Source organism: Haloarcula sp. DT43 (assembly GCF_037078405.1).
Classification (GTDB): domain Archaea; phylum Halobacteriota; class Halobacteria; order Halobacteriales; family Haloarculaceae; genus Haloarcula; species Haloarcula brevis.
The window spans coordinates 554,524-577,437 of record NZ_JAYMGZ010000004.1 but is presented as its reverse complement, the minus strand read 5'-3'; the positions used below and the strand labels follow the sequence as shown (position 1 = coordinate 577,437).

30 protein-coding genes are annotated in these 22,914 nt (G+C 68.4%); 13 read left to right on the top strand and 17 right to left on the bottom strand.

Annotation, left to right across the window (positions count from 1 at the left end; translation table 11 throughout):
• Position 1: 1 nt before the first annotated feature.
• Genes VI123_RS17625 through VI123_RS17580 form a run of 10 tightly spaced genes read right to left on the bottom strand, consistent with a single transcriptional unit; the run spans position 2 to position 9,911 of the window.
• Positions 2 to 853, bottom strand: a complete 852-nt coding sequence (locus VI123_RS17625) for a HEAT repeat domain-containing protein (protein ID WP_336339371.1) — start codon at positions 851 to 853, stop codon at positions 2 to 4.
• Positions 850 to 1,701 (bottom strand): phosphate ABC transporter permease, encoded by an 852-nt coding sequence (locus VI123_RS17620; protein ID WP_336339370.1) that lies wholly within the window; start codon positions 1,699 to 1,701, stop codon positions 850 to 852. Before VI123_RS17620 ends, VI123_RS17625 begins: the two co-directional genes overlap by 4 nt.
• A complete protein-coding gene (locus VI123_RS17615) occupies positions 1,698 to 2,378 on the bottom strand; it encodes a molecular chaperone TorD family protein (RefSeq protein ID WP_336339369.1) in 681 nt (226 codons plus the stop codon). The genes VI123_RS17620 and VI123_RS17615 overlap by 4 nt, the downstream gene beginning before the upstream one ends.
• The gene (locus tag VI123_RS17610; RefSeq protein WP_336339368.1) at positions 2,378 to 3,211 is read right to left on the bottom strand and encodes an ethylbenzene dehydrogenase-related protein; all 834 of its coding nucleotides are present in this window, start codon (positions 3,209 to 3,211) and stop codon (positions 2,378 to 2,380) included. Before VI123_RS17610 ends, VI123_RS17615 begins: the two co-directional genes overlap by 1 nt.
• The gene (gene narH, locus VI123_RS17605) at positions 3,204 to 4,280 is read right to left on the bottom strand and encodes a nitrate reductase subunit beta (RefSeq protein WP_336339367.1); all 1,077 of its coding nucleotides are present in this window, start codon (positions 4,278 to 4,280) and stop codon (positions 3,204 to 3,206) included. Before narH ends, VI123_RS17610 begins: the two co-directional genes overlap by 8 nt.
• The gene (gene narG, locus VI123_RS17600; protein ID WP_336339366.1) at positions 4,277 to 7,135 is read right to left on the bottom strand and encodes a nitrate reductase subunit alpha; all 2,859 of its coding nucleotides are present in this window, start codon (positions 7,133 to 7,135) and stop codon (positions 4,277 to 4,279) included. The genes narH and narG overlap by 4 nt, the downstream gene beginning before the upstream one ends.
• On the bottom strand, positions 7,128 to 7,310 hold the full coding sequence (locus VI123_RS17595) for a hypothetical protein (RefSeq protein WP_336339365.1): 183 nt from the start codon (positions 7,308 to 7,310) through the stop codon (positions 7,128 to 7,130). The genes narG and VI123_RS17595 overlap by 8 nt, the downstream gene beginning before the upstream one ends.
• Positions 7,307 to 8,695 carry a cytochrome b gene (locus VI123_RS17590; RefSeq protein ID WP_336339364.1) on the bottom strand — a complete coding sequence of 463 codons (1,389 nt, stop codon included), beginning with the start codon at positions 8,693 to 8,695 and terminating at the stop codon, positions 7,307 to 7,309. The genes VI123_RS17595 and VI123_RS17590 overlap by 4 nt, the downstream gene beginning before the upstream one ends.
• A complete protein-coding gene (locus tag VI123_RS17585) occupies positions 8,695 to 9,339 on the bottom strand; it encodes a QcrA and Rieske domain-containing protein (RefSeq protein WP_336339363.1) in 645 nt (214 codons plus the stop codon). Before VI123_RS17585 ends, VI123_RS17590 begins: the two co-directional genes overlap by 1 nt.
• Positions 9,336 to 9,911: a hypothetical protein gene (locus VI123_RS17580; RefSeq protein ID WP_336339362.1), complete on the bottom strand. Its 576-nt coding sequence runs from the start codon at positions 9,909 to 9,911 to the stop codon at positions 9,336 to 9,338. Before VI123_RS17580 ends, VI123_RS17585 begins: the two co-directional genes overlap by 4 nt.
• A 179-nt stretch (positions 9,912 to 10,090) precedes the next feature.
• Here VI123_RS17580 and VI123_RS17575 point away from each other — a divergent pair, with 179 nt between their 5' ends.
• The 5 genes from VI123_RS17575 (at position 10,091) to moaC (ending at position 12,820) form a co-directional block, all read left to right on the top strand.
• A complete protein-coding gene (locus VI123_RS17575; RefSeq protein WP_336339361.1) occupies positions 10,091 to 10,750 on the top strand; it encodes a helix-turn-helix domain-containing protein in 660 nt (219 codons plus the stop codon).
• 95 nt (positions 10,751 to 10,845) lie between these two features.
• Positions 10,846 to 11,163, top strand: a complete 318-nt coding sequence (locus tag VI123_RS17570) for a DUF5783 family protein (protein WP_336339360.1) — start codon at positions 10,846 to 10,848, stop codon at positions 11,161 to 11,163.
• 85 nt (positions 11,164 to 11,248) lie between these two features.
• A complete protein-coding gene (locus VI123_RS17565) occupies positions 11,249 to 11,680 on the top strand; it encodes a TRAM domain-containing protein (RefSeq protein WP_336339359.1) in 432 nt (143 codons plus the stop codon).
• 76 nt (positions 11,681 to 11,756) lie between these two features.
• A complete protein-coding gene (locus VI123_RS17560) occupies positions 11,757 to 12,302 on the top strand; it encodes a MogA/MoaB family molybdenum cofactor biosynthesis protein (protein WP_336339358.1) in 546 nt (181 codons plus the stop codon).
• A 44-nt stretch (positions 12,303 to 12,346) separates the two neighbouring features.
• Positions 12,347 to 12,820 (top strand): cyclic pyranopterin monophosphate synthase MoaC, encoded by a 474-nt coding sequence (moaC, locus tag VI123_RS17555; protein WP_336339357.1) that lies wholly within the window; start codon positions 12,347 to 12,349, stop codon positions 12,818 to 12,820.
• Positions 12,821 to 12,827: 7 nt separating this feature from the next.
• Here the strand turns inward: moaC and VI123_RS17550 are convergent, their stop codons facing one another.
• The 3 genes from VI123_RS17550 to VI123_RS17540 form a co-directional block, all read right to left on the bottom strand.
• Entirely contained in the window at positions 12,828 to 13,103 is a 276-nt protein-coding gene (locus VI123_RS17550; protein WP_336339356.1) for a HalOD1 output domain-containing protein, read from the bottom strand.
• Positions 13,104 to 13,111: 8 nt separating this feature from the next.
• Positions 13,112 to 13,459 (bottom strand): DUF7344 domain-containing protein, encoded by a 348-nt coding sequence (locus tag VI123_RS17545; protein ID WP_336339355.1) that lies wholly within the window; start codon positions 13,457 to 13,459, stop codon positions 13,112 to 13,114.
• Positions 13,460 to 13,532: 73 nt separating this feature from the next.
• The gene (locus VI123_RS17540; protein ID WP_336339354.1) at positions 13,533 to 14,192 is read right to left on the bottom strand and encodes a helix-turn-helix domain-containing protein; all 660 of its coding nucleotides are present in this window, start codon (positions 14,190 to 14,192) and stop codon (positions 13,533 to 13,535) included.
• A gap of 113 nt (positions 14,193 to 14,305) precedes the next feature.
• Here VI123_RS17540 and VI123_RS17535 point away from each other — a divergent pair, with 113 nt between their 5' ends.
• On the top strand, positions 14,306 to 15,133 hold the full coding sequence (locus VI123_RS17535) for a molybdopterin synthase (protein ID WP_336339353.1): 828 nt from the start codon (positions 14,306 to 14,308) through the stop codon (positions 15,131 to 15,133).
• 22 nt (positions 15,134 to 15,155) lie between these two features.
• Here VI123_RS17535 and VI123_RS17530 read toward each other — a convergent pair whose 3' ends face one another.
• Entirely contained in the window at positions 15,156 to 15,956 is an 801-nt protein-coding gene (locus VI123_RS17530) for an ABC transporter permease (RefSeq protein WP_336339352.1), read from the bottom strand.
• Positions 15,931 to 16,812: an extracellular solute-binding protein gene (locus VI123_RS17525; protein ID WP_336339351.1), complete on the bottom strand. Its 882-nt coding sequence runs from the start codon at positions 16,810 to 16,812 to the stop codon at positions 15,931 to 15,933. The genes VI123_RS17530 and VI123_RS17525 overlap by 26 nt, the downstream gene beginning before the upstream one ends.
• 433 nt (positions 16,813 to 17,245) lie before the next feature.
• Between VI123_RS17525 and VI123_RS17520 the strand changes: the two genes are divergently transcribed.
• Entirely contained in the window at positions 17,246 to 18,070 is an 825-nt protein-coding gene (locus VI123_RS17520; RefSeq protein ID WP_336339350.1) for a hypothetical protein, read from the top strand.
• A gap of 7 nt (positions 18,071 to 18,077) precedes the next feature.
• Here the strand turns inward: VI123_RS17520 and VI123_RS17515 are convergent, their stop codons facing one another.
• Complete coding sequence (locus tag VI123_RS17515) at positions 18,078 to 18,641, bottom strand: NUDIX hydrolase (RefSeq protein WP_336339349.1); 564 nt, start codon at positions 18,639 to 18,641, stop codon at positions 18,078 to 18,080.
• A gap of 150 nt (positions 18,642 to 18,791) precedes the next feature.
• On the opposite strand from VI123_RS17515, the gene VI123_RS17510 reads away from it, so the two are divergent.
• From VI123_RS17510 to VI123_RS17485, 6 genes are all read left to right on the top strand, one after another.
• Positions 18,792 to 18,977: a DUF1918 domain-containing protein gene (locus tag VI123_RS17510; RefSeq protein ID WP_336339348.1), complete on the top strand. Its 186-nt coding sequence runs from the start codon at positions 18,792 to 18,794 to the stop codon at positions 18,975 to 18,977.
• 7 nt (positions 18,978 to 18,984) lie between these two features.
• Positions 18,985 to 19,410: an RNA-binding protein gene (locus VI123_RS17505; RefSeq protein ID WP_336339347.1), complete on the top strand. Its 426-nt coding sequence runs from the start codon at positions 18,985 to 18,987 to the stop codon at positions 19,408 to 19,410.
• A complete protein-coding gene (locus VI123_RS17500; protein ID WP_336339346.1) occupies positions 19,410 to 20,123 on the top strand; it encodes an RNase P subunit p30 family protein in 714 nt (237 codons plus the stop codon). Before VI123_RS17505 ends, VI123_RS17500 begins: the two co-directional genes overlap by 1 nt.
• 226 nt (positions 20,124 to 20,349) lie before the next feature.
• Positions 20,350 to 20,835: an Rpp14/Pop5 family protein gene (locus VI123_RS17495; protein WP_336339345.1), complete on the top strand. Its 486-nt coding sequence runs from the start codon at positions 20,350 to 20,352 to the stop codon at positions 20,833 to 20,835.
• A gap of 2 nt (positions 20,836 to 20,837) precedes the next feature.
• Positions 20,838 to 21,611 (top strand): archaeal proteasome endopeptidase complex subunit alpha, encoded by a 774-nt coding sequence (gene psmA, locus VI123_RS17490; protein ID WP_336339344.1) that lies wholly within the window; start codon positions 20,838 to 20,840, stop codon positions 21,609 to 21,611.
• Positions 21,612 to 21,683: 72 nt separating this feature from the next.
• A complete protein-coding gene (locus VI123_RS17485) occupies positions 21,684 to 22,412 on the top strand; it encodes a ribosome assembly factor SBDS (RefSeq protein WP_336339343.1) in 729 nt (242 codons plus the stop codon).
• A 6-nt stretch (positions 22,413 to 22,418) separates the two neighbouring features.
• Here VI123_RS17485 and VI123_RS17480 read toward each other — a convergent pair whose 3' ends face one another.
• On the bottom strand, positions 22,419 to 22,766 hold the full coding sequence (locus VI123_RS17480) for an FUN14 domain-containing protein (RefSeq protein WP_336339342.1): 348 nt from the start codon (positions 22,764 to 22,766) through the stop codon (positions 22,419 to 22,421).
• Positions 22,767 to 22,914 lie beyond the last annotated feature (148 nt).

The window sequence follows — 22,914 nt, the reverse complement described above, 5'->3', positions numbered from 1 at the left end:
GTCAGAGGTCGGGCATCCGGTTGAGTCGGTCTTCGCCGGGCAGGAGCCGGGCGTCGTTCTCGAGCGCACCGCCGAACTGCCGCCGGAAGGTCCCAGGGTCGACCTCCAGCGAGCGCTCTGCGGTCTGTCTGACCACGGTGGCGGGGTCGTCGGTGAGTTCGCGCAGCCGCTCGCGGGCGCGGTCCTCGTCGACGCCGCCGAGCATGTGGGCGGCCCACTCGCGGACCCGCTCGCTGTCGTCGCGGCTCTGTTCCAGTAGCGTGTCGGCCATCTCCTCGCCCCGGAGCTTGAACAGCGAGATGGCGGCGTTACGCCGCACGGCGTGGTGGTCGTCGTCCAGCGCGGCCGCGATGTCGACCTCGTGGGCCTCGCGGTCGACATTGTCCAGCGCGACGACGGCCTCCGCGCGGACCCACGGGTCGGGGTCGTCGAGGAGTTCGACGGCGACGGCGGCCGCCCGCTCGCCGCCGTGGGCGGTCAGCGCCTCGACGGCGAACTGGCGCACGTCGGCGTCCTCGTCGGTCGTCGCGGCCTGCGCGAGCCCGCTCACGACCGCGTCTGAGGTGCCCCGGTCCTTCAGCGCGAGGACGGCGCGCCGACGGTCGGTCTTCGACCCGTCCGCCGCGTCCGCCAGCAGCGACGCTACCTCGTCGTCTTCGACCGGTTCGGTGTCGCTCGCGGCCAGTTCCTCCGGCGTCGCCTCCCCGATGGTCACGTCCTCGCGGCTCACCTCGATGTCTTCCAGCGCCTCGATGTCGGCGTGCAGGCCCGGACTGCGCTCCGGGTCCAGCTGCGGGTCCGGGTCCGCTTCGAGGTGCTTCTCGAACTCGTCGTCATCGTGACACCCGGTCATGGTTGGCCCTCCCGTACGGTGAGCGCGGCGACCCCAAGCGCGAACGGGAGCGCGCGCGGGAGCGAGGCCGGGACGCCGGCGAACGTGACCAGCGCGACGCCGGCCAGCAGCGTCCAGCGGCCGGTCCGCACGGCGGCGCTGGCCGTCGTCACCGCGCCAGCGACGGCCAGTGCCACGACCGGGAGGCTCGTCCCGACGACGCCGCTGCCGGTGAGCGTGACCGCGCCGGCGACGAACGGGACGGTCCGACCGACCGCGAGGACGACGGCGAAGGCCGCGACGCCGCCGATTACCGCGCCCCAGTCTGCCGTCGACAGCGACGGCCAGCCCGTCGCCGCGAACGCGGGGGTCGCCGCGACCCCGAGCAGCGCGACGGTCGAGGCAACCGACCGGAGCCCCGTCCAGCCGCCGACGCCGCTCGCCAGCCCGATGCTCAGTGCCGCGACGAGCAGGGCGGTTGCGGCCGCCGAGACGGGGTTCAGCCGTCGGCCCGAGGCGGCCACGACCGTCGCTGTCCCGAGGACGACCGCGGCGGCCGCCGGCAGCGCCGCCGCGCGACTGACCAGCGACAGCAGGCCGAACACGCCGACGAACAGGAGGCCAACGCCGGTCAGCGGGTCGGCGTCGGTGACGGCGACGGCGATTGCCGCAGCGGCGACGACGGCCGTGGACGCGACCGTTACCGGGCCAGGCGCGACTGGGGCCCCGTACCCCGGCGCGTTGACGAACACGACGGCGAGGTAGCGGGCGGCCACCGCGACGGCCGCCGCACCGACCGCGAGGTCCGCGAGCGAGCGACGCCCGCCGAGTAGCAGCGGCCGGACTCGCTGCTGGAACGTGGCTGTCATCGCTGGCCCTCCAGCCGGTCCGCGAGGTCGTTTCGGTCGGCCCGGACGAACGCTTCGAGCAGGTCGCCGAAGCCACCGTAGACGTCGGTCCCCGGCTCTTCGGCCAGCCGGTCCGCGACGCCGGCCGCCGCGTGGCCGAGGTGGCGGTCGTGGAAGTCCAGCCGGGCAGTGGCGGCGTCGTTCCCGACCGCGGCTTCTCGACGGGCCAGGTAGCCCGCGAACTCCAGTTCGTAGGTCAGGGCGTCGTGGTTGTCCCGCTCGTCCTGGTCGATTTCCAGGCCGTAGTGGTTGTAGGCCCGCGCGAGGTCGAGGTTCACGTCGTTCCAGGAGTGGTCCGGCCGGTACTTCGACTCGTACAGCGGGACCGGCGGTCCCTCCGCCTCCAGCGAGCCGTCGGTCCGGTCGGTGTACTCGCTGTAACCGAGTTCGAAGATGTCGTTGTAGCGGGCCGCGAGCGTCTCGTAGTCGTCGTCCGTCGAGAGCGGCGGGACGGCCACGTCCAGTGCGGTGCGGTCGAGGCAGGCCCGGAGGTCCGCTTCGAGCGAGCCGCTCGCGGCGGCCTCGTGGAACGACTCCCCGGGGTACTCGAACGCCTTCGAGAGCGTCGCGTACACCGCGCCGCGGGCGGCCGCGTCCTCGTCTACGTCGTCCATCGGGTCAGTCGGCGTGGTCGCCATCACTCGACCCCCCGCGTGCGGTAGATGCCGAAGCTCGTGACGCCGACCACGGCGACGATGGCGACCCCGGCGACGGTCCACAGGAGCGTCTCGTAGGGCGGCCCCTGCGGTCCGCCGCCGAACGGGTAGTAGTGCCACTCGCTGACCGCCTTCTGGCCGGACCGCTCGGCGTTGGAGCCGTTCCAGACGGCGAAGGCCACGTCGAGGTCGCCGTCGGTCCGCAGGTCGGTCCGGTTCTGGCCGGACGCGTCCAGCGGGCGCGAGTAGACAACCGTCCAGGTGGCGTTGCCGCCGGTGCCGGCGTGGCTCGCGTTCGCCGCCACGGTGGGGCTCTCGAACGCCGTGGTCGAGCCGGCCCCGCCGGCCAGCAGTTCCTGGGTCCCGGTCGCCCCGCTCCAGTACCAGACGTTGACGCGGTTGTCCGGACCGCCCATCGCTATCGGCGGCCGGGAACTCGTGTTGGCCGGGAACTGGACCGCGACCGCGTCGGCGAACGCCCGCGTCCCGTTCGCGTTCACGTCCCGAGTCGCGTCCTGCCACTGCAGGCGGACGTACAGCCGCTGGTCGGTGCGAGCCGCCTGCACGTCGACCGTCTCGACGGACGTGTCGTCGGCGTTGGGGACGCTGCTCGGCGCGCTCGAAAGCGGCACGTCGGAGGCCGGGACCGCCGTCCAGCCCTCGGCGTTCGGCTGTGCGAGGTCGGCCGCCGCTACCTCTGCGACCGGAATCTCGTGTGCCGGCCGGGCGCTGGCCATCGGTGCGGCCACCGTCGAAACGACCAGCAGCGCCGACAGCACCGCCGTGAGTGCGAGCGTGCGTCGGTGGTCAGTCATCGTCGAACACCTCCAGTCGGTACTGTTTGGCCGGGTTCTTATCCTGGAGCAGGTCCATCAGTTCGCTGTCCTCGCCCTGGCGGGCCCGCTGGCGCTCGCGCTCGATGGTGTCCAGCGCCTCGTCGACGCCGTCGCCGAACAGCTCCCGGAGGTACTGCCGCGGGATGCGGTCGATGTCGACCGTCTCGCCGTCCTCCGTGTGCTGGCCGGGCGCAAAGGGCGGGATGTAGTAGACGTTGGGCTGGGTCCGGAACTCCGGGTGCAGCGGCAGCGCCACTTCGTACTCGTTGACGAGCTTGTGAATCGGACCTTCTTCGTCGTCGAGGAAGCCGACCAGCCGGAGCTGTGGCGGACACTCCTCCGCGCAGGCCGGCGCGAACGTCTCCCCGTCGGGGCCCTCGCCCTCGATGCGCGGGTAACAGAAGATGCACTTCTCCGACTTCTTCGAGACGGTGTTGTAGTACACCTTCTTGTACGGACAGCCCTCGACGCAGTAGCGGTAGCCCCGACAGCGCTCCTGGTCGACCAGGACGATGCCGTCCTCCTCGCGCTTGTACAGCGCCGAGCGCGGGCAGGCCTCAACACACGAGGGGTGGGTGCAGTGGTTGCAGATGCGCGGGAGGTAGAAGTAGTAGCTGTTGGGGTACTCGCCGGCCCCCTGGTCCTCGTCCCAGTTGGGGCCCCACTCCGCGCCCTCGCGGGGCCGGAGCGGCTCGTCGCTGCCCTCGTACATGATTTCGTTGTGGTTGAACTCCCAGGCGCGCCCGTAGTCTTCCTCGGCGGGAATCTCGCCCGGCGAGCGGTCGGAGTGCTCGCCGGACTCCCAGCCGCCGCCGGAGTCCTCCCAGCCGCGCGGGTAGCCCTCGCCGGGCTTGGTCTCGACGTTGTTCCAGTACATGTACTCCGACCCGCCGTCCTCCGTCCAGAGGCTCTTGCAGGCGATGGTACACGTCTGGCAGCCGATGCACTTGTTCAGGTCCATCACCATGGCGACCTGGTGGTCGACGCCGTCGGCGACGTCGACCAGCGTGTCGTCCTCGCGCTGGTCGTCCTGTTGGTCGGTGCTCATTCGCTGTCACCTCCGGTCGGTCTGACGTCGACGCGCACGTCGCTGTTGACCCCCGTCGGCCCCCAGTAGTTCGGGAAGAAGTGCAGGTGCTCGCCGGTGTCCTCGGGGTACTGCACCAGCTGCGTGGGCTTCATGTACATCGGGACCAGCGTGTTGAAGTTGTCCCGGTCGGGGTACTGGAACTTCTCCCAGGAGAAGAAGTGCCGGACGGTCCCCGGCTCGCTGGACGGGTAGATTTTGGCCTGCACTTCGACGGCCCCGAGGTCGTTGTACACCTCGACGGTGTCGCCGTCCTCGATGCCCCGTTCTTCGGCGTCCTCGGGGTTGATGTACACCACGGGTTCGCCCCGCTGGAGGCGGAGCATCTTTGGGTCGTCCCGCCACGTCGAGTGGATGGACCACCGGCCGTGGGGCGTGTTGTACGACAGCGGGTAGTCCCCGCCGGTGTTCTCCGGGCCTTCCTTGTGGGTCGGTAGTTCCTCGCCGAGTTCGAGGTACCAGTCGTGGTCGATGTAGTACTGCTGGCGTCCGGTGAACGTCGGCCAGGGGTTCTTGTCGTGGACGTAGTCCTGCCACGGGACGTACGCCTCCCCGTCCTTGATGTCGGAGCTCCAGTGGTCGCCGGCGGTGAGGAACCGCTGTGGTTGCTCGTCGATGTCGTCGAAGGTTATCTGTTCGTCGCTGTCCTCGGGGTTGGTCTCCTCGGAGTGTTCGAGGATGAACTCCGCGGCGGCGCGGTCTTCCGCCAGCGCACCGTCCTCGCCGGTCTCCCAGTCACGGACGTAGTCGTCGTGGATGGTCGTCAGGTCGATGGTCCGGTCGAACGACCGGTCCTCGACCGGCTCGACGCCCCGTTCCCGGGCCCGCTCCTGTATCTTCTCGGCGAGCAGGCGGAATATCTCCCAGTCGGTCTTGGCCTCGCCCAGCGGCTCGACGGCCGGCGTGAACGGGTGCACGTAGGTGTGCATGTCCGTCTCGGAGAGGTCGTGTTTCTCGTAGTGGCTGGCCGCCGGCAGGACGATGTCGGAGTACAGCGCCGTCGAGTCCATCCGGAAGTTGATGTCGACAACGAGGTCGAGTTTGGGCCACAGTTGCTCCTCGACGGCGACGTTGCCCTTGGCCTGGTTGAAGTAGTTCCCCCGCCAGACGAACATCGTCGACGGGTCCGGCCGGCTGCCGTCCGCGCGCTCCTCGGGGTAGACCGGCATCCAGCCCTCGTCGATGGACTCGCGTATCTTCTCGGCGGTGTCCGGGTCGGTGTTGTCCAGGATGCCGGCGTGGAAGTACGTCCACAGCGTCGTCGGGACGCCGCGGACGCTGCCGGTCGGGAACGAGAGCACCTGCCAGCCGTGGAACGACCATATCTTCTCCTGGCCGACGTAGTGGTCCAGGCCGGTGCCGGGGTCCCCCAGATTGCCAGTCAGCGTCACGAGCAACTGGATGGCGCGGTTGCCCAGGTCGTTGTGGTACCAGTCGTTGACGCCCTTGCCGTGGATGATTTTGGCCGCGTCGGCCTCGGCGAACTCGCGGGCGACCCGCTGGTAGGTGTTCTCGCCGACGCCGGTCTCCTCGTGGACGACCTCGGGCGTGTACTGGCTCAGTTCGTCAGTGAGGTTCTCCCAGACCGACCGGACTGCGACGCTGCCCGCGTCGGTCTCGACGCTCCGCTCGACCGACAGCTGCGGGTCGAAGTCGAGTTCGATGCTCGCCGAGTGGTCGTTCTGGCCGTCCCGTTCGCCCAGCGAGCCAGGCGCGCGACGGAGGGTCCCGTCGGCGTCGACCATGACGAACACCTTCTCGGGGTCGTCAGCGTCTTCGGCGAGGCCGACCTCGTTGGCCCGGAGGAATTTGCCGGTGTCCTCCCGGACGAGCAGCGGCATGTCGGTCTGCTCTTTGAGGTGGGCCTCGTCGTACAGCCCCTCGTCGACGATGGTCTGGGCCATGCCCAGGGCGAGGGCGGTGTCGCTGCCGCCGTGGGGCGAGAGCCACTCGTCGGTGTGGATAGCCGTCTGGGAGTAGTCGGTGAAGATGCCGACCCGTTTGGCCCCCTCGTAGCCCGCGTCGAGGAAGTACTTCGCGTCGGGGATGCGCGTGACGTTGATGTTCGACCCCCAGGCGATGATGTAGTCGGCGTTGTGCCAGTCGGCGGATTCGGCGTTGTCCGTCTGGGTGCCCCAGGTGATGGGCTGGCCCGGCGGCAGGTCCGAGTACCAGTCGTAGAAGCTGTGGGAGACGCCGCCGAGCAGGTTCACGAGCCGGCTCCCGCTTGCGAAGCTCACCGGGGACATCGCCGGAATCGGCGTGAACCCGGAGATGGCGTCGTACCGGCCCGCCTGCACCTCGTCGATGACGTGGTCGGCGATTTCGGTCAGCGCATCGTCCCAGCTAATCCGCTCCCACTGGCCCTCGCCGCGCTCGCCGGTGCGACGGAGCGGATGCAGAACGCGCTGGTCGGCGTTGACGTAGTCGGTGTAGCAGGCCCCCTTCTGGCAACCCCGCGGATTGGGGTCCGGGAGGCTCTCGTCGAAGGTCGGATAGTCGCCGGCCTGTTCCTCGCGCCAGACTTGGCCGTCCTTGACGTAGACGTTCCAGGAACAGGAGCCGGTGCAGTTGACGCTGTGTGTCGAGCGGGCGACAGAGTCCCAGTCCCACTCGTCGCGGTAGAGGTCCTCCCAGTCCCGATACGGGTAGTTGCCGATGGGGTCATCGACCGCTTGCAGGCCGTCCATGCCGTCGTCGGCGAAGGACAGCCCCGTCGCGCCCAGCAGCGACGCGGCTCCGAGGCCGCGGACGAAGTCGCGGCGACTGATTCCAGCACTGTCCGCCTCGTCGTCGGTCGGGTCGTGTCTATTCATTGGTGATGAACACAGTCGCAGTCGCGCAGGCGGTGCCGGCCACGGCCAGCGCGATGCCGGCGAGCGTGCCGCTGCCGACTTCGAGGCCGGCGGCGACCAGGGCGAGGCCGACCAGCTTGCTCGTCGTATCCAGCAGGCGATACTGTCGCTCGCTCAGTTCGACGCTCGTGGTCATCCGTCTCCCTCCTGTTCGGTGTCGCCCGCGTCGGCCGTGCCGCCGTCGGCGGCCACGTCCCCCTCCCGGGACGGCGAGGGCTCCCCGTCGCGCAACAGGATGTACGTAAGCCCGCCGAAGATGGGCGGGACGACCAGCAGCGCGGCCGTCAGGACGGGGTTGACGACGCCGGTCGTCGTCCCCAGCACCTGGTCCGCGAGGATGTTGTTCATCCCCGCGATGGAGGCTATCATGATGAACGCGACGGCGGCGACGCCGACGCCGGTCTGCCAGGCCCGGTCCAGCGGGTCCGCGGTGAAGTGGGTCGGCTCCGTCCGGTCGATGAACGGCCAGGCGGCGACCGCGGCGAACACCAGCCCCGGGAGGACGATGCCGCCGACGAACTCCCCGTTGATGTGGGCGGGGCCGACGTTGAAGCTAATCTGTGGCAGGAGCTTCAGGAAGCCGTACACCCACATCAGAAACCAGTCCGGCATGATGAGCTCCGGCGTGGCCGCGGGGTCGTTCGGCCCGTACTCGGCGACGTTGTGGACCGGCAGCAGGCCCGCGAGCGCCGACAGCGTCGCCGCCGTGGCGAAGAACACGACGGCGGAGACGGCGGCCTGGTTCGGGAAGGCAGGCAGGCCGACGATGACGCTGTCGTCGTCCTCGTCGACGGGCTGGCGGCCGGCGGTCACGTCGTCCTCGCGCGGGGCCTCGGTGTGTTTCTGCCGGATGAGGATGGCCATGTGGACGGCTAGCCCCACGGCGATGGCCGCCGGTATCACGAGGACGTGCAGGAAGTACAGCCGCGGGATGGTGGCGCTGGAGGGGAACTCCCCGCCGAACACCACCTGGCCGAGGAAATCACCCAGCAGGGGTATCGAGATGGTGAGGTTGTAGCCGATGCTCGTGGCCGTGGCGGCGAACTCGTCGAACGGCAGGGCGTAACCGGTGTAGGCCGCGCCCATCGACAGGGCCGCCAGCCCGGTGCCGACGACCCAGTTCGGCTCCCGCGGATTCCGATACGCGCCCGTGAAGAACACCCGTAACATGTGCAGCCCGATGGAGGCGACGAAGAGGTGGGCCGCCCAGTGGTGGAGCCGGCGGATGAACATCCCGAAGGGCACGTCGTAGGTGATGTGCAGCACCGAGACGAACGCTTCCGGCATCTCCTGGCCCTGGAACTTCTGGACGCTGCCCTCGTACGCCACGTCGGAGGTCGAGGGCTCGAAGAAGAATCCGAGGAAGACCCCCGACAGGATCAGGAGGAGGAAACAGAACAGCGCCACCTCCCCCAGCAGGAACGAGTCCTCGGCCGGGAACGCTTTCCCGAGGAACTTCCGGCCGTTCTCCAGGTCCAGCCGGGTGTCGAACCAGTCGTAGACGGCGTCGGCGCGGGACATCAGCCACCCCCCGGGCCGACCGGCCCTTCAAAGTCGCCCGTAGCGACGAGCTGGCCGTCGCTGGTCACCGTAATCGGGAGCTGCGGGAGCGCCCGTCCGGGCGGGCCGCCGCTGACCGCCGCCCCGTCGAGGACGTTGAACTTCCCGAAGTGACAGGGACAGACGACGAGGTCCTCCTCCCTGTCCGAGACCATACAGCCGGCGTGGGTACACACTTTCGAGAAGGCGGCGTATCCGTTGACTGTGAACCCGGTCTTGATGCCCCCGCCGTACTCCGACTCGGGGTAGCGCACCAGCAGCGTCGGGGCGTCCTCGATGCCGGGCCGGGGCTCCGGGAACACGGTCATGTGTTCGCCCTCGGCGAGCCGCCCCTCCGTGACGCGCTCGCCCTCGCCGTCGACGAGGTGGATGCCGTCGGAGTACACCGGCCCCTCGTAGCCGCGCTCGAACACCTGCGTGGTGCTGGCAAGCGGCGCGGTCAGGCTGGCGACGGCGGTCAGGCCGCCGACGGTGGCGAGGAACTTCGCGAAGTCCCTGCGGCGAAGCTCCGCGCGGGCGTCCCCGTACAGCGTGGGACCGGCCTCGTCACACGAGCAGTCGTCGCCCTGTTCCTCGTCGTCGTCCGGTTTCGGATACTCTCTCATTCGTGCCCCCTGTGTTCGGCGACTTCGACGTGTGGCATGAACCAGGCGTAGTACGCGACCGTCGAGAGCGCGAGCGAGAGGAACATCCCGGTCGCGTACAGCCCGAAGTACTGGGTCCGGGCGAGCGTGAGGTACTCGCCGGTGAACAGCGCCGCGAAGACGATGGAGAGGACCGTCAGCCCGCTCATGGCGACGAGTCCCTCCATGGCGTCCGAGGCGTCGTGGTACTCGACGACCCAGCGGTGCTCCGTGTCGAGCCACGGCAGCGAGACGGTCCCGCCGTCGGGAACCTGCTCGGTCCCGTCGGGCGGTCGGACCGCCCTGTTCATGAACTGGTGGGCGGCCGTCAGTACGCCCACGAGGCCGAACAGGGCGACCCAGACGACGACGCCGACCTGGCTCGGCGACAGTTTGTTCGGCGTCTCGACCGGGCCATCGAGCGGCCGGATGTCGCTGACGCTCTCGTCGATAGCGATTTCCTCCGACGGTGGCTCGCCGTGTAGCGCGACGTACCACATCGGCAGCAACACCGCTGTTATCAACAGACCGATGAGTATCGTGTTACGTCTCATATTCCTGTGGTATCTCGGTTCGCCAGCGATTCGAACGGCTACCTGAGTCGCTGTGTTCGGGGTTTGTCCCAGGACCCCGATGAACTGCCAGCCCGACATCTTAGGCCCATTATATGGCGGCTTTTTATACGAACATGTTCGCGTGGACTTTCTTATGCCAGCCGGGGCATCCCCAGACTATGTCGGGCCGAATGCTCGCCGAGGTCGAAGTGTTCGGTCCTCGGTCCTGCCAGGTACAGCCACACGCCGACGACGAGTGGTCGGTGTCGGGGGTCGCCAAGAGCGCGACGACCGGCGGTGCCGACCGCGTCACCGAGGAGTTCACGCTCAAGGGCGGCGACGAACCGCCGGCCGCGCTCCAGGGCGAGGGCGCGACCGTCGAACACGTGTTCGCCTACGACCAGCGACACGTCTTCCAGCTGACTCGGGCTGCCGGGCAGGGCTGTGTCTGTGAGCGCATCGAGGCGGCCGGCTGTGTCGTCCAGGGGTTCACGGCGGACACCGAGTCCGTCGTCGCCACGTTCCTCGTCGACGACGTGCCGACCCTGCGGGACATCGTCGACGACCTGCAGTCGGAGGGCGAGACCGTCAAGCTCCGCCGCCTGCTGGAGGACACGACCGCGGAGACGGACCGCCCGGTCGTCCTCGACCGCGCGAAGCTGACCACCCGGCAGCGGGAGGTCCTCGGTCGCGCCCACGAGCTGGGCTACTTCGAGCACCCGCGCGAGGCGACCGCCGGCGACGTGGCCGACGCGCTCGACATCTCCACCTCGACGTTCACCGAACACCTCGCCGCCGCCCAGCGGAAACTCCTCGACGACCTGCTCGACGCCTGTTGACGCCTCCCGCACCATCCGGCGAGTCCAGTCCCGGGCACACCACGGCCCGGCCGGCGGTCACAGGACCCTTTACGCCCCACGGCGACACTCCGACCATGACCGAGTTCGACGCCGAGAAGTTCGAGGAGAAGTACGTCCACTACTTCGAAGAGCTCGAAACGGCGTACTCGAACGCGTACCAGGAACTGCACGGGCAGTACGACTCCGAGGTGCTCCGTGGCATCGACCGGCAGGTGCTCAGCGAGAGCGAGCCGGTGTACGAGGGCGACGGCACGTTCCGCGTCCGGTTGCCCGACGACACCGCGGCGCGGGCGGAGTCGCTGCCGGGGGACGAGGAGACGTTCGACACCGTGCTGTCGGCGTTTACCGACGCCATCGAGTGCGAACTCCGCCGGCTGTTCGAGTTCGAGTGAACCCCTGGTCTGCGAACCGCTGTCATCTCCGACAGAAAACACCAGAATCAATGCAGCCCCGGTCCTAATTTCTCCAGTTGTAGTAATGGCGACCGATTCAGATATCCGCTGTCTCTTTACCGCACGCGTCGAGGAGCAATCCGACTCGTATGTCATCGAGGTCCCGAAACGGGAACTCGAACTGGGAACGCTAGCTCCCGAGACGCTGTACCGAATCGCGCTGTTTCAGTCGGCGGCCGAGCCGACCGAACCCGAGGCTCGACCACAGCCGTCCGACGAACCGGGGGAGGACTCGGCGTACGCTCCGTCGAGCGCACCCGTCGTCGAGGGCGAGACCCGCGTGGTCGAAATCGACAACATCGGCGACAAGGGCGACGGCGTCGCGCGCATCGACGGCGGGTACGTCGTCATCGTCGCCGACGCGGAGGTCGGCGAGCGCCTGCGCGTGGAGATGAACCAGGTCCGGGAGAACGTGGCCTTCGCGGAGGTCGTCGAGCGACTGCCGTACTACGAGTAGGGCGCTACGCGGCCCGCTGCCGCGAGCCAGGCGGCCACGGCCGAGGGTATATCTCTCCTCGGCTGCCATCCCCTGTATGGGACACGACCACGACGAGGCGGGGCACGCGGACCACGGGGAGCACAGCCACGACGACCACCACGCCCACGACGCCGACGGGGTCGCCGTCGGGGTGCTCACGGTCTCGTCCTCGCGGACGTTGGACGACGACCCGGCCGGCGACGTCATCGCCACGGCCTGTGAGAACGCGGGCCACGAGGTCGTCGAGCGCCGTCTCGTCGCCGACGAGGCCGACGCCATCGCGGCTGCCGTCGCCGCCCTGCTAGACGACGGGGTCGACGTGGTGCTGACGACCGGCGGGACCGGACTCACGCCCGACGACGTGACCGTCGACGCCATCGAACCGCTGTTCGACCGGCCGATTCCCGGCTTCGGGGAGCTGTTCCGCTGGCTCTCCTACGAGGAGGTCGGGGCGATGGCGATGGCCTCGCGGGCGACCGCCGGCGTCGTCGACGACCGCCTGGTGTTCTGTCTCCCCGGCAGCGAGAACGCCGCCCGGACGGGCGCGGAGCGACTCGTCGCGCCGGCCGTGGGCCACCTGCTGGGTCTGGTCCGCCGGTAGCGCGGACCCGCACGGTTTTGGGCCGTCGCCGGCTACGGGAAGCCATGCCCGAGGAGTTCACCCACGTCGATGACGAGGGGGACGCACAGATGGTCGATGTCGGCGACAAGGCCGAAAGCCAGCGGCGCGCGGTCGCGCGCGGACGGATTCGGCTCACCGAGTCCACGCTGGCGGCCATCGACGCCGACGAGGTAGAGAAAGGGGACGTGCTGACGACGGCCCGCATCGGCGCGATTCAGGCGGTGAAACACACCTGGGAGACCGTGCCGATGTGCCACCAGATACCTATCACGAACGTCGAAGTCGAGTTCACCGTCGGCGACGAGGCCGTTGCGACGACCGTCGCCGTCGAGACGGTCGGCAAGACCGGCTGCGAGATGGAGGCCCTGGAGGGCGTGACGACCGGCCTCAACGTCGTCTGGGACATGGTGAAAGCAAACGAGAAAGACAGTGACGGCGAGTACCCGATGACGGCCATCGAGGACGTCCGCGTGGTCGAGAAGACCGTCGAGCGGTAGGACCCGCTTACTTGGCCCGGTACGACGGCTGTACGTACACCGTCGCCGGGCTCTGGACGACGACGTCTTTCCCGGCGAACTCGAACGACACCGTCAGGTCGTTGTCCGGAGCGGGGAACAGCGCCTCCAGCACGTCTCCGTCCACAGTTTCCGCCAGCGGCGGCAGGTCGAGAGGGTCGCAGTCGTTCGCCGTCGAAACGGCTCGAACGAGGACATCGGTGATGGATTCGTACGGCTCGGTCACCGTATCCACGATTCCGCCGTCTTCTGTGCTATCGGTCATCTCTCCTGTCAGTCCCCGGTCTGTTGGGGTTCATTGCTCCGGGCTGCGGTCACCGGTGCAGTGGTGATAGCTCCGACCGGGAGCTGGTACGCGAGCGTCGTCTCCCGTACTGTGCCTTGGTCGCGGCTCCAGACGATGAGCCCCGCGGCGTTGAGCTTCGGGAGGTGGATGTGGTGCAGTTGGACGCGCGCCCGGTGGACCGCGTCGTCGTCGCTGTCGACCGCGAGGTGTCCAGCCACGTCGTCTACCGTTACTTGGCCGTCCTCATCGACCAGGAAGTCCAGGACGGCCCGCCGCTCGTCGTTCGACAGGCAGTCGAAGACCGAACTCCAGTTCACCGTTTCTCTCTTAGACATCTGTTAGGGAAGACGAACCGGACGGGTAAGGAGGCAGTACCTGTTATATCACCCATTTATATGCGGCTGCCTGTTATCGCTCCCACTTCGGCGAGTCGAACATCACCGAACGAAGCACTTTGTTGGTCGCCCGGCGGATGCTCTCCGAGACCGACTGTTCCGAGATGCCGAGTTCCGCCCCGAGTTCGACGAGTGTCGTGCCACGTGGCACCTCGAAGTAGCCCGACTCGACGGCCAGAACGAGTGCCCGTCGCTGTGATTCGGTCAGGTCGAACATGTACCCGCCGTCGTGTTCCTCCGCGAGCGTGTACACCCGCTCCAACTGGAACACGATGCCGTGCTCCGTACAGAAGTTGTGGAACGCGGTGAGCCCGCTGTGGTCGTCAAACCGGATACGGAAGAACCACCGGGCGTTGCCTCTGGCCTCCAGGATAGTGGCATTCGTCTCCGCCATGCCGTAGATGAGGCTCTCGACGTCTTCGGCCCAATCGACGCGGTAGAGGCTGCTTTCGCCGACTTTGTCGAGCGAGCGGAGCGCGTGGACGTACGGACTCGACTCGACGGCGGCTTCGAACTCGTCGAACCCCCCGCCGTGGACCCAGATGTACGGCATCACCCGTCCAGAGGCGGGTACCACCCGTTCCATCTCGACGTGCGTGTTGTCCCCTCTCGCCAGCACCTGCCCCAGAATAAACTCGTCTGAGTCGATTGTGAACTCCGCGACGACAGTCATGCCACCCGTACACCCCCGCGGATAATTAATATGGAGTCTGTGAGCGTGTGGCACGGATTGGCGCGTTCCGGTCAGGAACAAGGCCTATCTATGTTCCTGTGTTAGAGCCGCGCATGCACGTGCTGGGAATCGTCGGCCACTCCGAGACGGGGAAGACCACGCTGGTCGAGCGGCTGACCGAGCGCCTCGCCTCGTCCGGCCGCGTCGCGACGGTGAAACACTGTACGCACCCGCCGGACGTGGACACGGCGGGCAAGGACACCGCCAGACACCGCGACGCCGGGGCGGCCGAGACCGTCGCGCTCACCGACGACGGCGAGTGGTACGCGACGGGACAGTCGCGGACGCTGACGGAGACGCTCGACGCCCTCGCGCCGGACTACGACTACGCGCTCGTCGAGGGGTACTCTGACGCGACCATCCCGAAGGTGGTCCTCGGCGACCGCGAGGCCGCCGACCCCGTCCTCCACCGCACGCCCCACGGCGCGGATGCGGCTCTCGACGACATCGTCACCGCGTTAGAGGAACGGGACCCCTACGTCACGCTGGAGACGCTCGTGGCGGACGTCAAGCGGGACCCCGACGAGGTCTACTCCGGCGCGATTGCGACGTTCACCGGGCGCGTCCGCGCACGGGAAGGGCCGGAGGACCCGCCGACGGAACTGCTGGAGTTCGAGCGCTACGACGAGGTCGCCGCCGAGAAGATGGCCGCGCTCCGGCGCGACCTCGAAGCGCGGGACGGCGTCCACGCGGTCCGGTTACACCACAAGACCGGCGTGGTCGAGGCAGGCGAGGACATCGTCTTCGTCGTCATCCTGGCCGGCCACCGCGGCGAGGCGTTCCGCGCCGTCGAGGACGGCATCAACCGCCTCAAGGAGGAGGTCCCGCTGTTCAAGAAAGAGGTCACCGTCGACGAGGAGTTCTGGGCCCACGAGCGGTAAGTCGCCGGAACCGGACGACGCCCTACCGCCACGGCGTCGCGCGGAGCGCGTGTACCACCAGCAGGGTCCCGAGCGCGACGCCCAGCAGGACGACCGCCACGGGCAGCGCCGCGTCCAGTCCGTCCGAGATGAACGAGGCCCATATCTGGACGGGGAGCGTCCGCGGGTAGTACGCGAGCATCATCGTCGCGCCGAATTCGCCCATCGCGCGGGCGAACGTCAGCACGAGACCGGCGAGCAGGCCGGGCTTTGCCAGCGGTATCGTCACCGAGCGCATCGTTCCCACCCAGTCGCGGCCCAGCGACCGCGAGGCCTCTTCGAGGTGGTCGTCGATGCCGTCGAAGGCGGCCTTGGCGGTGACGACGAAGAACGGCGACGCGACGAACGTCTGGGCGGCGACGACGCCCAGCAGCGACCGCGTCAGCGCCAGGTCGGTGAGGCCGCCGAGCCCGTTCGGGCCGACGACGGTCAACAGCAACATCCCGCTGACGACCGGCGGGAGGACGAGCGGCAGAACGACGGCCCCCATGGCGACGGTCGCCAGTGCGCCGGTGTTCTTCGAGAGCCAGTAGGCCAGCGGCAGGCCGAACACGACGGCGAGGGCCGTGCTGCCGACGGCGGCGACGAGGGAGGTGACCGCGGCGTTGATGACGTAGGTCTCGGTCAGGCTCGTCACCAGCGCCGCCGGGGAGTACGTGACCACGAGCACCAGCACCGGCACGACGAAGTACAGCAGCAGCACCGCTCCCAGGACGGGCACGAGTTCGCGCACGCCGACCGTGTGGCCGGCGCTCGTCTCACCGCGTGACAGTGTCCGGGACATCTCCCACTAGTCGAGGATACGCTTGACGGACGGTAAATCCGTGTGGTGCGAGCCAGTCCCCCGCGAGGACCGCCTCGAAGGCTGTGCGCGTCGCGTCCCGCTCGTCGCGACGGAGCGCCCCGTACTCGATTGGGCTGCCGGTGACCGCCGTGCCGTCCGACAGTTCGTAGCTCGCGGCCCGGTACCGCTCGGCGTGGCCGGGGTCGCCCAGGTGTATCTCCGGTGGGAACTCCCGGTAGGGGTAGTCCCGCTCGATTGCCATGCTCCGGTAGACGAAGGCGGCGTCGACGGCCCCCGTCTCGAACTGGGCGAGCAGCTGGGTCTCCGGATAGGTCTGGTCCGGCGTGAGGACTGCGTCGGCCAGTCCCGGCTCGTCGTAGTAGTCGGCCGCCAGCGTCAGGACGAACAGCGTCCGGTAACCAAGCGGGTCCAGCGCCGGGTCGGTGCGGCCCAGCGAGACGCTGTCGCCACGGAGCGGGTCGTACCACGTCGCCGCGTCGGCGACCCGCTCGCCGCCGTCCGTCTGTGGGTTGTAGGCGAGTACCATCTCGTTGCTGGCCACGACGGCGTGCCAGGCGGCGTCCATGAGCCGGTCGAACAGGGCCGGGTCCGCCAGGGCGACGATTGCCGGGTCGCGCTTCCCGTCGGCGACCAGGCGCGCGGCCTGGACCGACCCGCGGGCCTCGACGGCGAGGTCGACGTCGGTCCGGGCCTGGAGCGTCTCGCTGGCGGCCTTCTGCAGGCTCCCCGCGACGAGCATGTCCACCCGTTCCCGCCCGAACGCCCCGCAGCCGGCCGTCGCGGCGAGACCGCTCCCCAGCGCCGCGAGCACCGCACGACGGGTCTGTCGGGCCATCGTTCGTTCATTTCTCGTTGGCCTACATCCGTGTTGGGGTCGGTCCCAGTATTGACGGGGTCTCTTTCACAGCGACGGCTACCGAGCCGTCCGCTGGCACCCACGATGCGCCCCGAGCGAACCGCCGGTCGACGGGTACGGCGGCTCCCGGTACGGCGGTAGTTCTTTATAACCGGTGTTCGTCTATTGAGACGATGCAAAAGAAAGTCATCGCCCTGGTCGCGGTCATGGCGCTTGCCCTCGCGTACTACGTCAAGCGGTAAGCGAACCCCGAGTGTACCGTTCCCCGAACCGTGCTGTCGGCCGCCTGCCGGTCCCCGGCGTCGCGTGGCCTCCCACCGATGGCCGGCAGTATCTTTCCGGCGTTCCGCCGTCAGCGACAGCGCCGGCGGGTTTCCGAACCCTTACCCGGCGAACACCCATAGGAGCGTCCATGTACGGCGTCGTCACCCGCAACGAGGAGGAGACGGAGTGGTCCGAGTTCGACCGGGCGTTCTACGAGGTCAAGGACGTGACCGGCCGCGCTGTCGAGCCGATAGCGGGCGCGGTCAACATGGTGTCCTGTTTCGGCGACAACGCGGTCGAGAGCGAGGAGGACCTGCTCGCGTTCGACGACGAGGGCACGCCGGCGACCCGGAACCAGCCGTACTTCGACTGGACCTACGTCTGCCCGACCCACGACCGCTACCGCGAGGGCCTGCTCGACATCATCGAGGAGGCGGCCGCGGTCAACGAGGACGTTCGCCTCGACGACGTGGGCTTTCCGCGCGACGAGTACTGCCACTGCGACCGCTGTGAGCGGCGCTTCGCCGAGAGCGACTTCGAGGACTGGTCGGCCTGGCGCACGAACGTCATCACGGAGTTCGTCGCCGCGGCCCGCGAGCGTATCCCCGGCGACCTGTACCTCACGCTGTATCCCGACCCCTACCCCGGCCACCTCGAAGCCCGCTCGGGCGTCGCGGTCGACGACATCGCCGCGTACGTCGACGAGTTCGTCGTCCCCATCTACGACATGGCCTACTCGACGACCTACTGGCTGGAGATACTGGCGAAGGGGTGGCAGGACCGCCTCTCGACGCCCTTCAGCATCGAACTGTACGCCGTCGACGTGGATGTCGACGACCTCTCGAAGGCCGTCGAGGTGGCCGAAGAGTACGCCGAGAGCGTGCTGTTCGGCTACGACGCCAGCAACGCCCGCGCGACCGTCCGGCGGATGAACGCCGACGCCCGCGAGGGCCAGTCGTTCGGGCCGGAGTGACGACGGTCTACGTCCCGAACCGCTTCTCGCGCCACGCTGCGATTTCCTCGCGGTCGCGCGTGTCGTCCGGCAGTTCGTCGAACCAGCGGGCCTCGCTTATCTCCTGGTCGGGGTCGTCGACGGCGACGGCGGTCGTCTCCGCACGCGCCTCGTACACCGGCAGGACGCCCCAGGCCATGTTGCCGTCGCAGTAGAACTCGACTCGGCCGAGCATCCCCAGGCCCTCGATGGTCGCTTCGATGCCGCCCTCTTCGCCGAGTTCCCGGAGCGCGGCCTCCCGGAGCGATTCGCTCCCGTCGAGTTCCCCGCCGGGCAGGACCCACATGTCGACGCCCTCGTGGCGGACGAGCAGGAGGTCGCCGCCGGGGCGGTACGCGAGGGTGTGTGCGCCGTAGGGCGCGCCGTGGTTCCGTGCGGCGGCGGCCACGTCACGGAACCGACCGCGGGGGACGTGGCGGTGCCGCGTGAACTCGACGTAGCCGCCGTACCGCTCCCGGAGCTGGTGATACGTCTGCTCGGCGGTCTGACACGCGCCGTCGGCGAGAAACCACAGGTCGTCGACGCTCGTCATCTGTCCGAACGCTGGCGGCGCGCTCGCCGCCGCGGCGAGTACCCGGGGACCCCTGCCGTGCTGCTCATGGCAAGCAGTTGGTGCGAGGTGCCTATAAGCCTTCGACACTGAATCAGTCCCTTTTTGACGAGCCACCGAGTACCGCCGGGTATGGCATTCGAAGAGGACGACAGCGTCATTCTCCACGACGAGCACAGCGACTACGACGGCGAGGAAGGGACGGTCACGCAGGTCGTCGAGACGATGTTCGGCGACGCCAACTACACGGTTTCCTTCGAGGACGGGCAGGAGCAGGGCGTCCCCGAGGACAACCTCGAAGCCGTCGAGGACGAGTAGGGCCCCGATGTCGTCGGTTCCGTTCCACTACGTCGACCTCCGGACCTTCTGTTACGCGACCGAGGACGACAAGCGCGTCGAGGCGGCGCTCCGGACGTTTCTCCCGGAGGACTACCCAATCGAGCGCGCCGAGAGCGAGGGCCACTACGGCGACCGCATCGTCGTCCTCTCGGCGCGCGTCGAGAACGCCGACGACGTCCGCCACGTCCTCTCACAGGTCGCTACGGCACCGGACATCGACGCGGTGCGGGCGGAACTGGACGACCGGGTCGACGACAACTGCTCGTTTTTCCTCACCTTCGACAAGCAGGCCGCCTTCGGCGGCGACGTGGCACGCGGCGACGGCATCACGCTCCGGGCGAAAGTCGAGGCCTACCCCGCAAAGCGGGAGAAAGCCGTCGAGAACGCCCGCACGCTCCTAGAGGAGTTGTGATGTACGAGGCCGTCTACGCCCACCCCGACGGCGACAGCACCGTCGCTCGGCACGCGCTGACGGCCGCTGACTCGGGCTACGACGGCATCGTCGTCCGGAACCACGGCGACGAGTCCGCCGAGTACGACGCCGAGGCCATCGCCGACGAGTACGGGATAGACGTGGTCGAGGGCGTCGAGGTCCGGGCCGCGGACCCCTCGCGGGCCAGCGGCTTCGTCGGGAACTACCGGGACGACCGGTCCGTGGTCGTCGTCCACGGCGGGGACCGGCGCATCAACCGGTTCGCCGTCGAGCAGGCGACCGTCGACGTGCTCGCCCACCCGATGCGCGAGGACGGCGATTTCAACCACGTGCTGGCGAACGCGGCGGCCGACAACGGCGTCCGCGTCGAGTTCGACTTCGGGCCGGTGCTCCGGGCCTCCGGCGGCACTCGCGTCCGCGCTATCAAGGCCCTCCGGAAGCTCAGGGAACTGGTCGCAGACGCTGGCGCGCCCTTCGTCGTCTCGGCGTCGCCGAGCAATCACCTCCAGCTTCGCGCCCCGCGGGACGTCGTCGCCGTCGGCGAGACCGTCGGCTTCGACGCCGATGCGGTCCGCGACGGCCTGGCCGAGTGGGGCCGCGTCGCCGAGCGCAACCGCGACCGCCGGAGCGACGCCGTCGTCGAACCCGGTGTCCGCCTGGAAGACGCCGACTCGGACGGCGACACGGAGTAACGACCGACGGGCGCTCGCTCCGGCGAGGCTCCGGAGTTGCGACGGTCGCAACGCCTGCGGCGGTCGACCGCCGGACTGTTCGACGGAGGGGGTAGTGCCGACCACGGACGGCTGGCTCGCCCCCATCGACGTGCAAGCTGTACTGAGCGGGGCCGGTCAGTGAGCAGGCTGGGCCCTGCGCTGGCCCAACCACACCGCTCATTGCGTTCCGTCCCAACGTTGGGATATGAAACACCTCCCGAAACACCTCCGGCCCCGGTGGCGCTATCTCGCCGTCGGCATCGAGACGTGGCCGGACGCCGCCGTCGACCGCCGGGCGTTCCAGCGCGAGGTGTGGTACGCCGCCCAGAACCTGCTGGGCGACACCGGCAGCGCCGAGACGGACATGACCGTCCTCCAGTTCCGCGACTACGACGGCACGGCCGAGGCCATCGTCCGGACCAGACGCGGCCAGACCGACTCGGCACGGGCCGCGCTGACCTGCCTGAACAGCGTCGGCGACGACGAGGTTCGGGTCCGCGTCCGGGGGATTAGCGGCACCGTCCGCGCCTGTGAAGAAAAGTATATACGCGGGCCGCCGGAAGCCACTGAACAGAGACACGTCGTGTTCGAGAACGCAGACCGGAGCGCTACTGTTCGGCCGCCACGCTACGACGTCGAAACGGCCTCCGACGGCGCGTTCGTTGGCGCGACAGCACTCGATTTCCGATAACTATGCAGGGACAAAACCAACAGCAGGCCTACGACCGTGGGATTACTATCTTCTCCCCGGACGGACGCCTCTACCAGGTCGAGTACGCCCGCGAAGCGGTCAAACGCGGCACAGCAAGTATCGGCGTCAGGACGAGCGACGGCGTCGTCCTCGCCGTGGACAAGCGCATCCGGTCGCCCCTGATGGAGCGCTCCTCCGTCGAGAAGATTCACAAGGCCGACGACCACATCGGCATCGCCTCCGCCGGCCACGTCGCCGACGCGCGACAACTCATCGACTTCGCCCGCCGGCAGGCGCAGGTGAACCAGCTGCGCTACGGCGAACCGGTCGGCGTCGAGACGCTGACGAAGGAAATCACCGACTTCATCCAGCAGTACACGCAGGTCGGCGGCGCGCGCCCGTTCGGCGTCGCACTCATCATCGGCGGCATCGTCGACGGTGAGCCCCGCCTGTTCGAGACCGACCCCTCCGGGACGCCCTACGAGTGGAAGGCGCTGGCCGTCGGGGCCGACCGCGGTGACATCCGCGACTACCTCGAGGAGCACTACGACGAGGGAATGGACCTCGATGCGGGCGTCGACCTCGCGCTGGCGGCCCTCGCCTCTGTCACCGACGACGGACTCACGCCGGAAGGCATCGGCGTCGCCACGGTCGACGCCGAGACGGAGACGTTCGGGCAGTTGACCGACGAGGAGAAGCGAGCCCACCTCACGGAAGCCGACCTGCTTGCGGCTGCCGAGGACGCGGACGCGGACGAAGACGACACCGAGGAGTAACCGCCCCGGCCGCGGACCCTTTTCAGTCCCCACGCAGTAAGGCCTTTAACTGGCCCACTGCTACCGATGGGTATGATATCGCTTGACGAGGCGGTGACGGCGCGCCTCGAATCCCACGGCCAGCGGTTCGAGGTACTGGTCGATCCGGACGCTGCGCTGGCGATAAAGCGCGACGACTTCGACGGCGAACTCGAAGACGTCATCGCGGCAGAGGACGTGTTCGAGGACGCTTCGCGCGGGGACCGGCCGCCCGAGAACATGCTCGAAGAGGTGTTCGACACCACGGACCCGATGGCTATCATCCCCGAGGTCATCAAGCGCGGGGAGATTCAGATTACGGCCGACCAGCGCCGCGAGATGCAGGAGCAAAAGCACAAACAACTCATCCAGCGCATCACGCGCAACGCGGTCAATCCCCAGATGGACGACGCGCCGCACCCGCCCGAACGCATCGAGTCGGCACTCGAGGAGACCGACTTCAGGGTCGACCCGATGGAGCCCGTCGAGGCGCAGGTCGACGACGCCCTCGACGCGCTCCGGCCGGTCATCCCCATCCGGTTCGACGAGGTCACCGTCGCGGTGCAGGTCCCCGCCGACTACGCCGGGAGCGCACAGGCACAGATACGGCAGTTCGGCGACCTCGAACGCGAGGAGTGGCAGTCCGACGGCTCCTGGGTCGGCGTGCTGACGTTCCCGGCTGGCCTGCAAAACGACTTCTACGACGTGGTGAACGAACACACCAGCGGCGAGGCGGAGACGCGCATCATCAAAGACGAGGACGACATCAGTACGCGGGGCTGACGCCGCTTACCCCTTCTTGAACCCGACCAGGAACCCGGCCGTGAACCCGGCGCTGACCGGCAGCGCCGAGAGCAGCGACATGACCCAAGACGGCGGCTGCGCGGCCGCCGCGTCCCCGGCGGTGCCGGTCGCGTTCTGTGCGGCCCCGCCGATTGCGTTCCAGTTCACTTCGAGGATGCCCCGCGTCTCCAGGAATTTGAACAGCGCCAACTCGATACCGACGATGACGGCGATGAGCTTGGCGACCTTCTTGGCGGCGAACCCGATGATGCCACCGATGAGACCGCCGCCGCCGAACTCCAGCCCCATCTGCTGGAGGCCCAGCCCGTCCAGTTGCAGTACGAACTCGTCCATACCGCGTACCTGACTGTCTGCTTTTAAATCCTTTGTGCTCCATTCGGGAGCGAGCGGCGGCGGCAACGCGCCTCCGCTGGTCGGTGCCCGCAGAATTCAGGGATATCTTTTTGAGACGGTGCTATTTCTTTACTCATATCCAAAGATT

Coding starts and splice junctions, on each gene's coding strand:
- VI123_RS17625 (WP_336339371.1), bottom strand. CDS start 853: ATGACCGGGTGTCACGATGACGACGAGTTCGAGAAGCACCTCGAAGCG.
- VI123_RS17620 (WP_336339370.1), bottom strand. CDS start 1,701: ATGACAGCCACGTTCCAGCAGCGAGTCCGGCCGCTGCTACTCGGCGGG.
- VI123_RS17615 (WP_336339369.1), bottom strand. CDS start 2,378: ATGGCGACCACGCCGACTGACCCGATGGACGACGTAGACGAGGACGCG.
- VI123_RS17610 (WP_336339368.1), bottom strand. CDS start 3,211: ATGACTGACCACCGACGCACGCTCGCACTCACGGCGGTGCTGTCGGCG.
- narH (WP_336339367.1), bottom strand. CDS start 4,280: ATGAGCACCGACCAACAGGACGACCAGCGCGAGGACGACACGCTGGTC.
- narG (WP_336339366.1), bottom strand. CDS start 7,135: ATGAATAGACACGACCCGACCGACGACGAGGCGGACAGTGCTGGAATC.
- VI123_RS17595 (WP_336339365.1), bottom strand. CDS start 7,310: ATGACCACGAGCGTCGAACTGAGCGAGCGACAGTATCGCCTGCTGGAT.
- VI123_RS17590 (WP_336339364.1), bottom strand. CDS start 8,695: ATGTCCCGCGCCGACGCCGTCTACGACTGGTTCGACACCCGGCTGGAC.
- VI123_RS17585 (WP_336339363.1), bottom strand. CDS start 9,339: ATGAGAGAGTATCCGAAACCGGACGACGACGAGGAACAGGGCGACGAC.
- VI123_RS17580 (WP_336339362.1), bottom strand. CDS start 9,911: ATGAGACGTAACACGATACTCATCGGTCTGTTGATAACAGCGGTGTTG.
- VI123_RS17575 (WP_336339361.1), top strand. CDS start 10,091: ATGTCGGGCCGAATGCTCGCCGAGGTCGAAGTGTTCGGTCCTCGGTCC.
- VI123_RS17570 (WP_336339360.1), top strand. CDS start 10,846: ATGACCGAGTTCGACGCCGAGAAGTTCGAGGAGAAGTACGTCCACTAC.
- VI123_RS17565 (WP_336339359.1), top strand. CDS start 11,249: ATGGCGACCGATTCAGATATCCGCTGTCTCTTTACCGCACGCGTCGAG.
- VI123_RS17560 (WP_336339358.1), top strand. CDS start 11,757: ATGGGACACGACCACGACGAGGCGGGGCACGCGGACCACGGGGAGCAC.
- moaC (WP_336339357.1), top strand. CDS start 12,347: ATGCCCGAGGAGTTCACCCACGTCGATGACGAGGGGGACGCACAGATG.
- VI123_RS17550 (WP_336339356.1), bottom strand. CDS start 13,103: ATGACCGATAGCACAGAAGACGGCGGAATCGTGGATACGGTGACCGAG.
- VI123_RS17545 (WP_336339355.1), bottom strand. CDS start 13,459: ATGTCTAAGAGAGAAACGGTGAACTGGAGTTCGGTCTTCGACTGCCTG.
- VI123_RS17540 (WP_336339354.1), bottom strand. CDS start 14,192: ATGACTGTCGTCGCGGAGTTCACAATCGACTCAGACGAGTTTATTCTG.
- VI123_RS17535 (WP_336339353.1), top strand. CDS start 14,306: ATGCACGTGCTGGGAATCGTCGGCCACTCCGAGACGGGGAAGACCACG.
- VI123_RS17530 (WP_336339352.1), bottom strand. CDS start 15,956: ATGTCCCGGACACTGTCACGCGGTGAGACGAGCGCCGGCCACACGGTC.
- VI123_RS17525 (WP_336339351.1), bottom strand. CDS start 16,812: ATGGCCCGACAGACCCGTCGTGCGGTGCTCGCGGCGCTGGGGAGCGGT.
- VI123_RS17520 (WP_336339350.1), top strand. CDS start 17,246: ATGTACGGCGTCGTCACCCGCAACGAGGAGGAGACGGAGTGGTCCGAG.
- VI123_RS17515 (WP_336339349.1), bottom strand. CDS start 18,641: ATGACGAGCGTCGACGACCTGTGGTTTCTCGCCGACGGCGCGTGTCAG.
- VI123_RS17510 (WP_336339348.1), top strand. CDS start 18,792: ATGGCATTCGAAGAGGACGACAGCGTCATTCTCCACGACGAGCACAGC.
- VI123_RS17505 (WP_336339347.1), top strand. CDS start 18,985: ATGTCGTCGGTTCCGTTCCACTACGTCGACCTCCGGACCTTCTGTTAC.
- VI123_RS17500 (WP_336339346.1), top strand. CDS start 19,410: ATGTACGAGGCCGTCTACGCCCACCCCGACGGCGACAGCACCGTCGCT.
- VI123_RS17495 (WP_336339345.1), top strand. CDS start 20,350: ATGAAACACCTCCCGAAACACCTCCGGCCCCGGTGGCGCTATCTCGCC.
- psmA (WP_336339344.1), top strand. CDS start 20,838: ATGCAGGGACAAAACCAACAGCAGGCCTACGACCGTGGGATTACTATC.
- VI123_RS17485 (WP_336339343.1), top strand. CDS start 21,684: ATGATATCGCTTGACGAGGCGGTGACGGCGCGCCTCGAATCCCACGGC.
- VI123_RS17480 (WP_336339342.1), bottom strand. CDS start 22,766: ATGGACGAGTTCGTACTGCAACTGGACGGGCTGGGCCTCCAGCAGATG.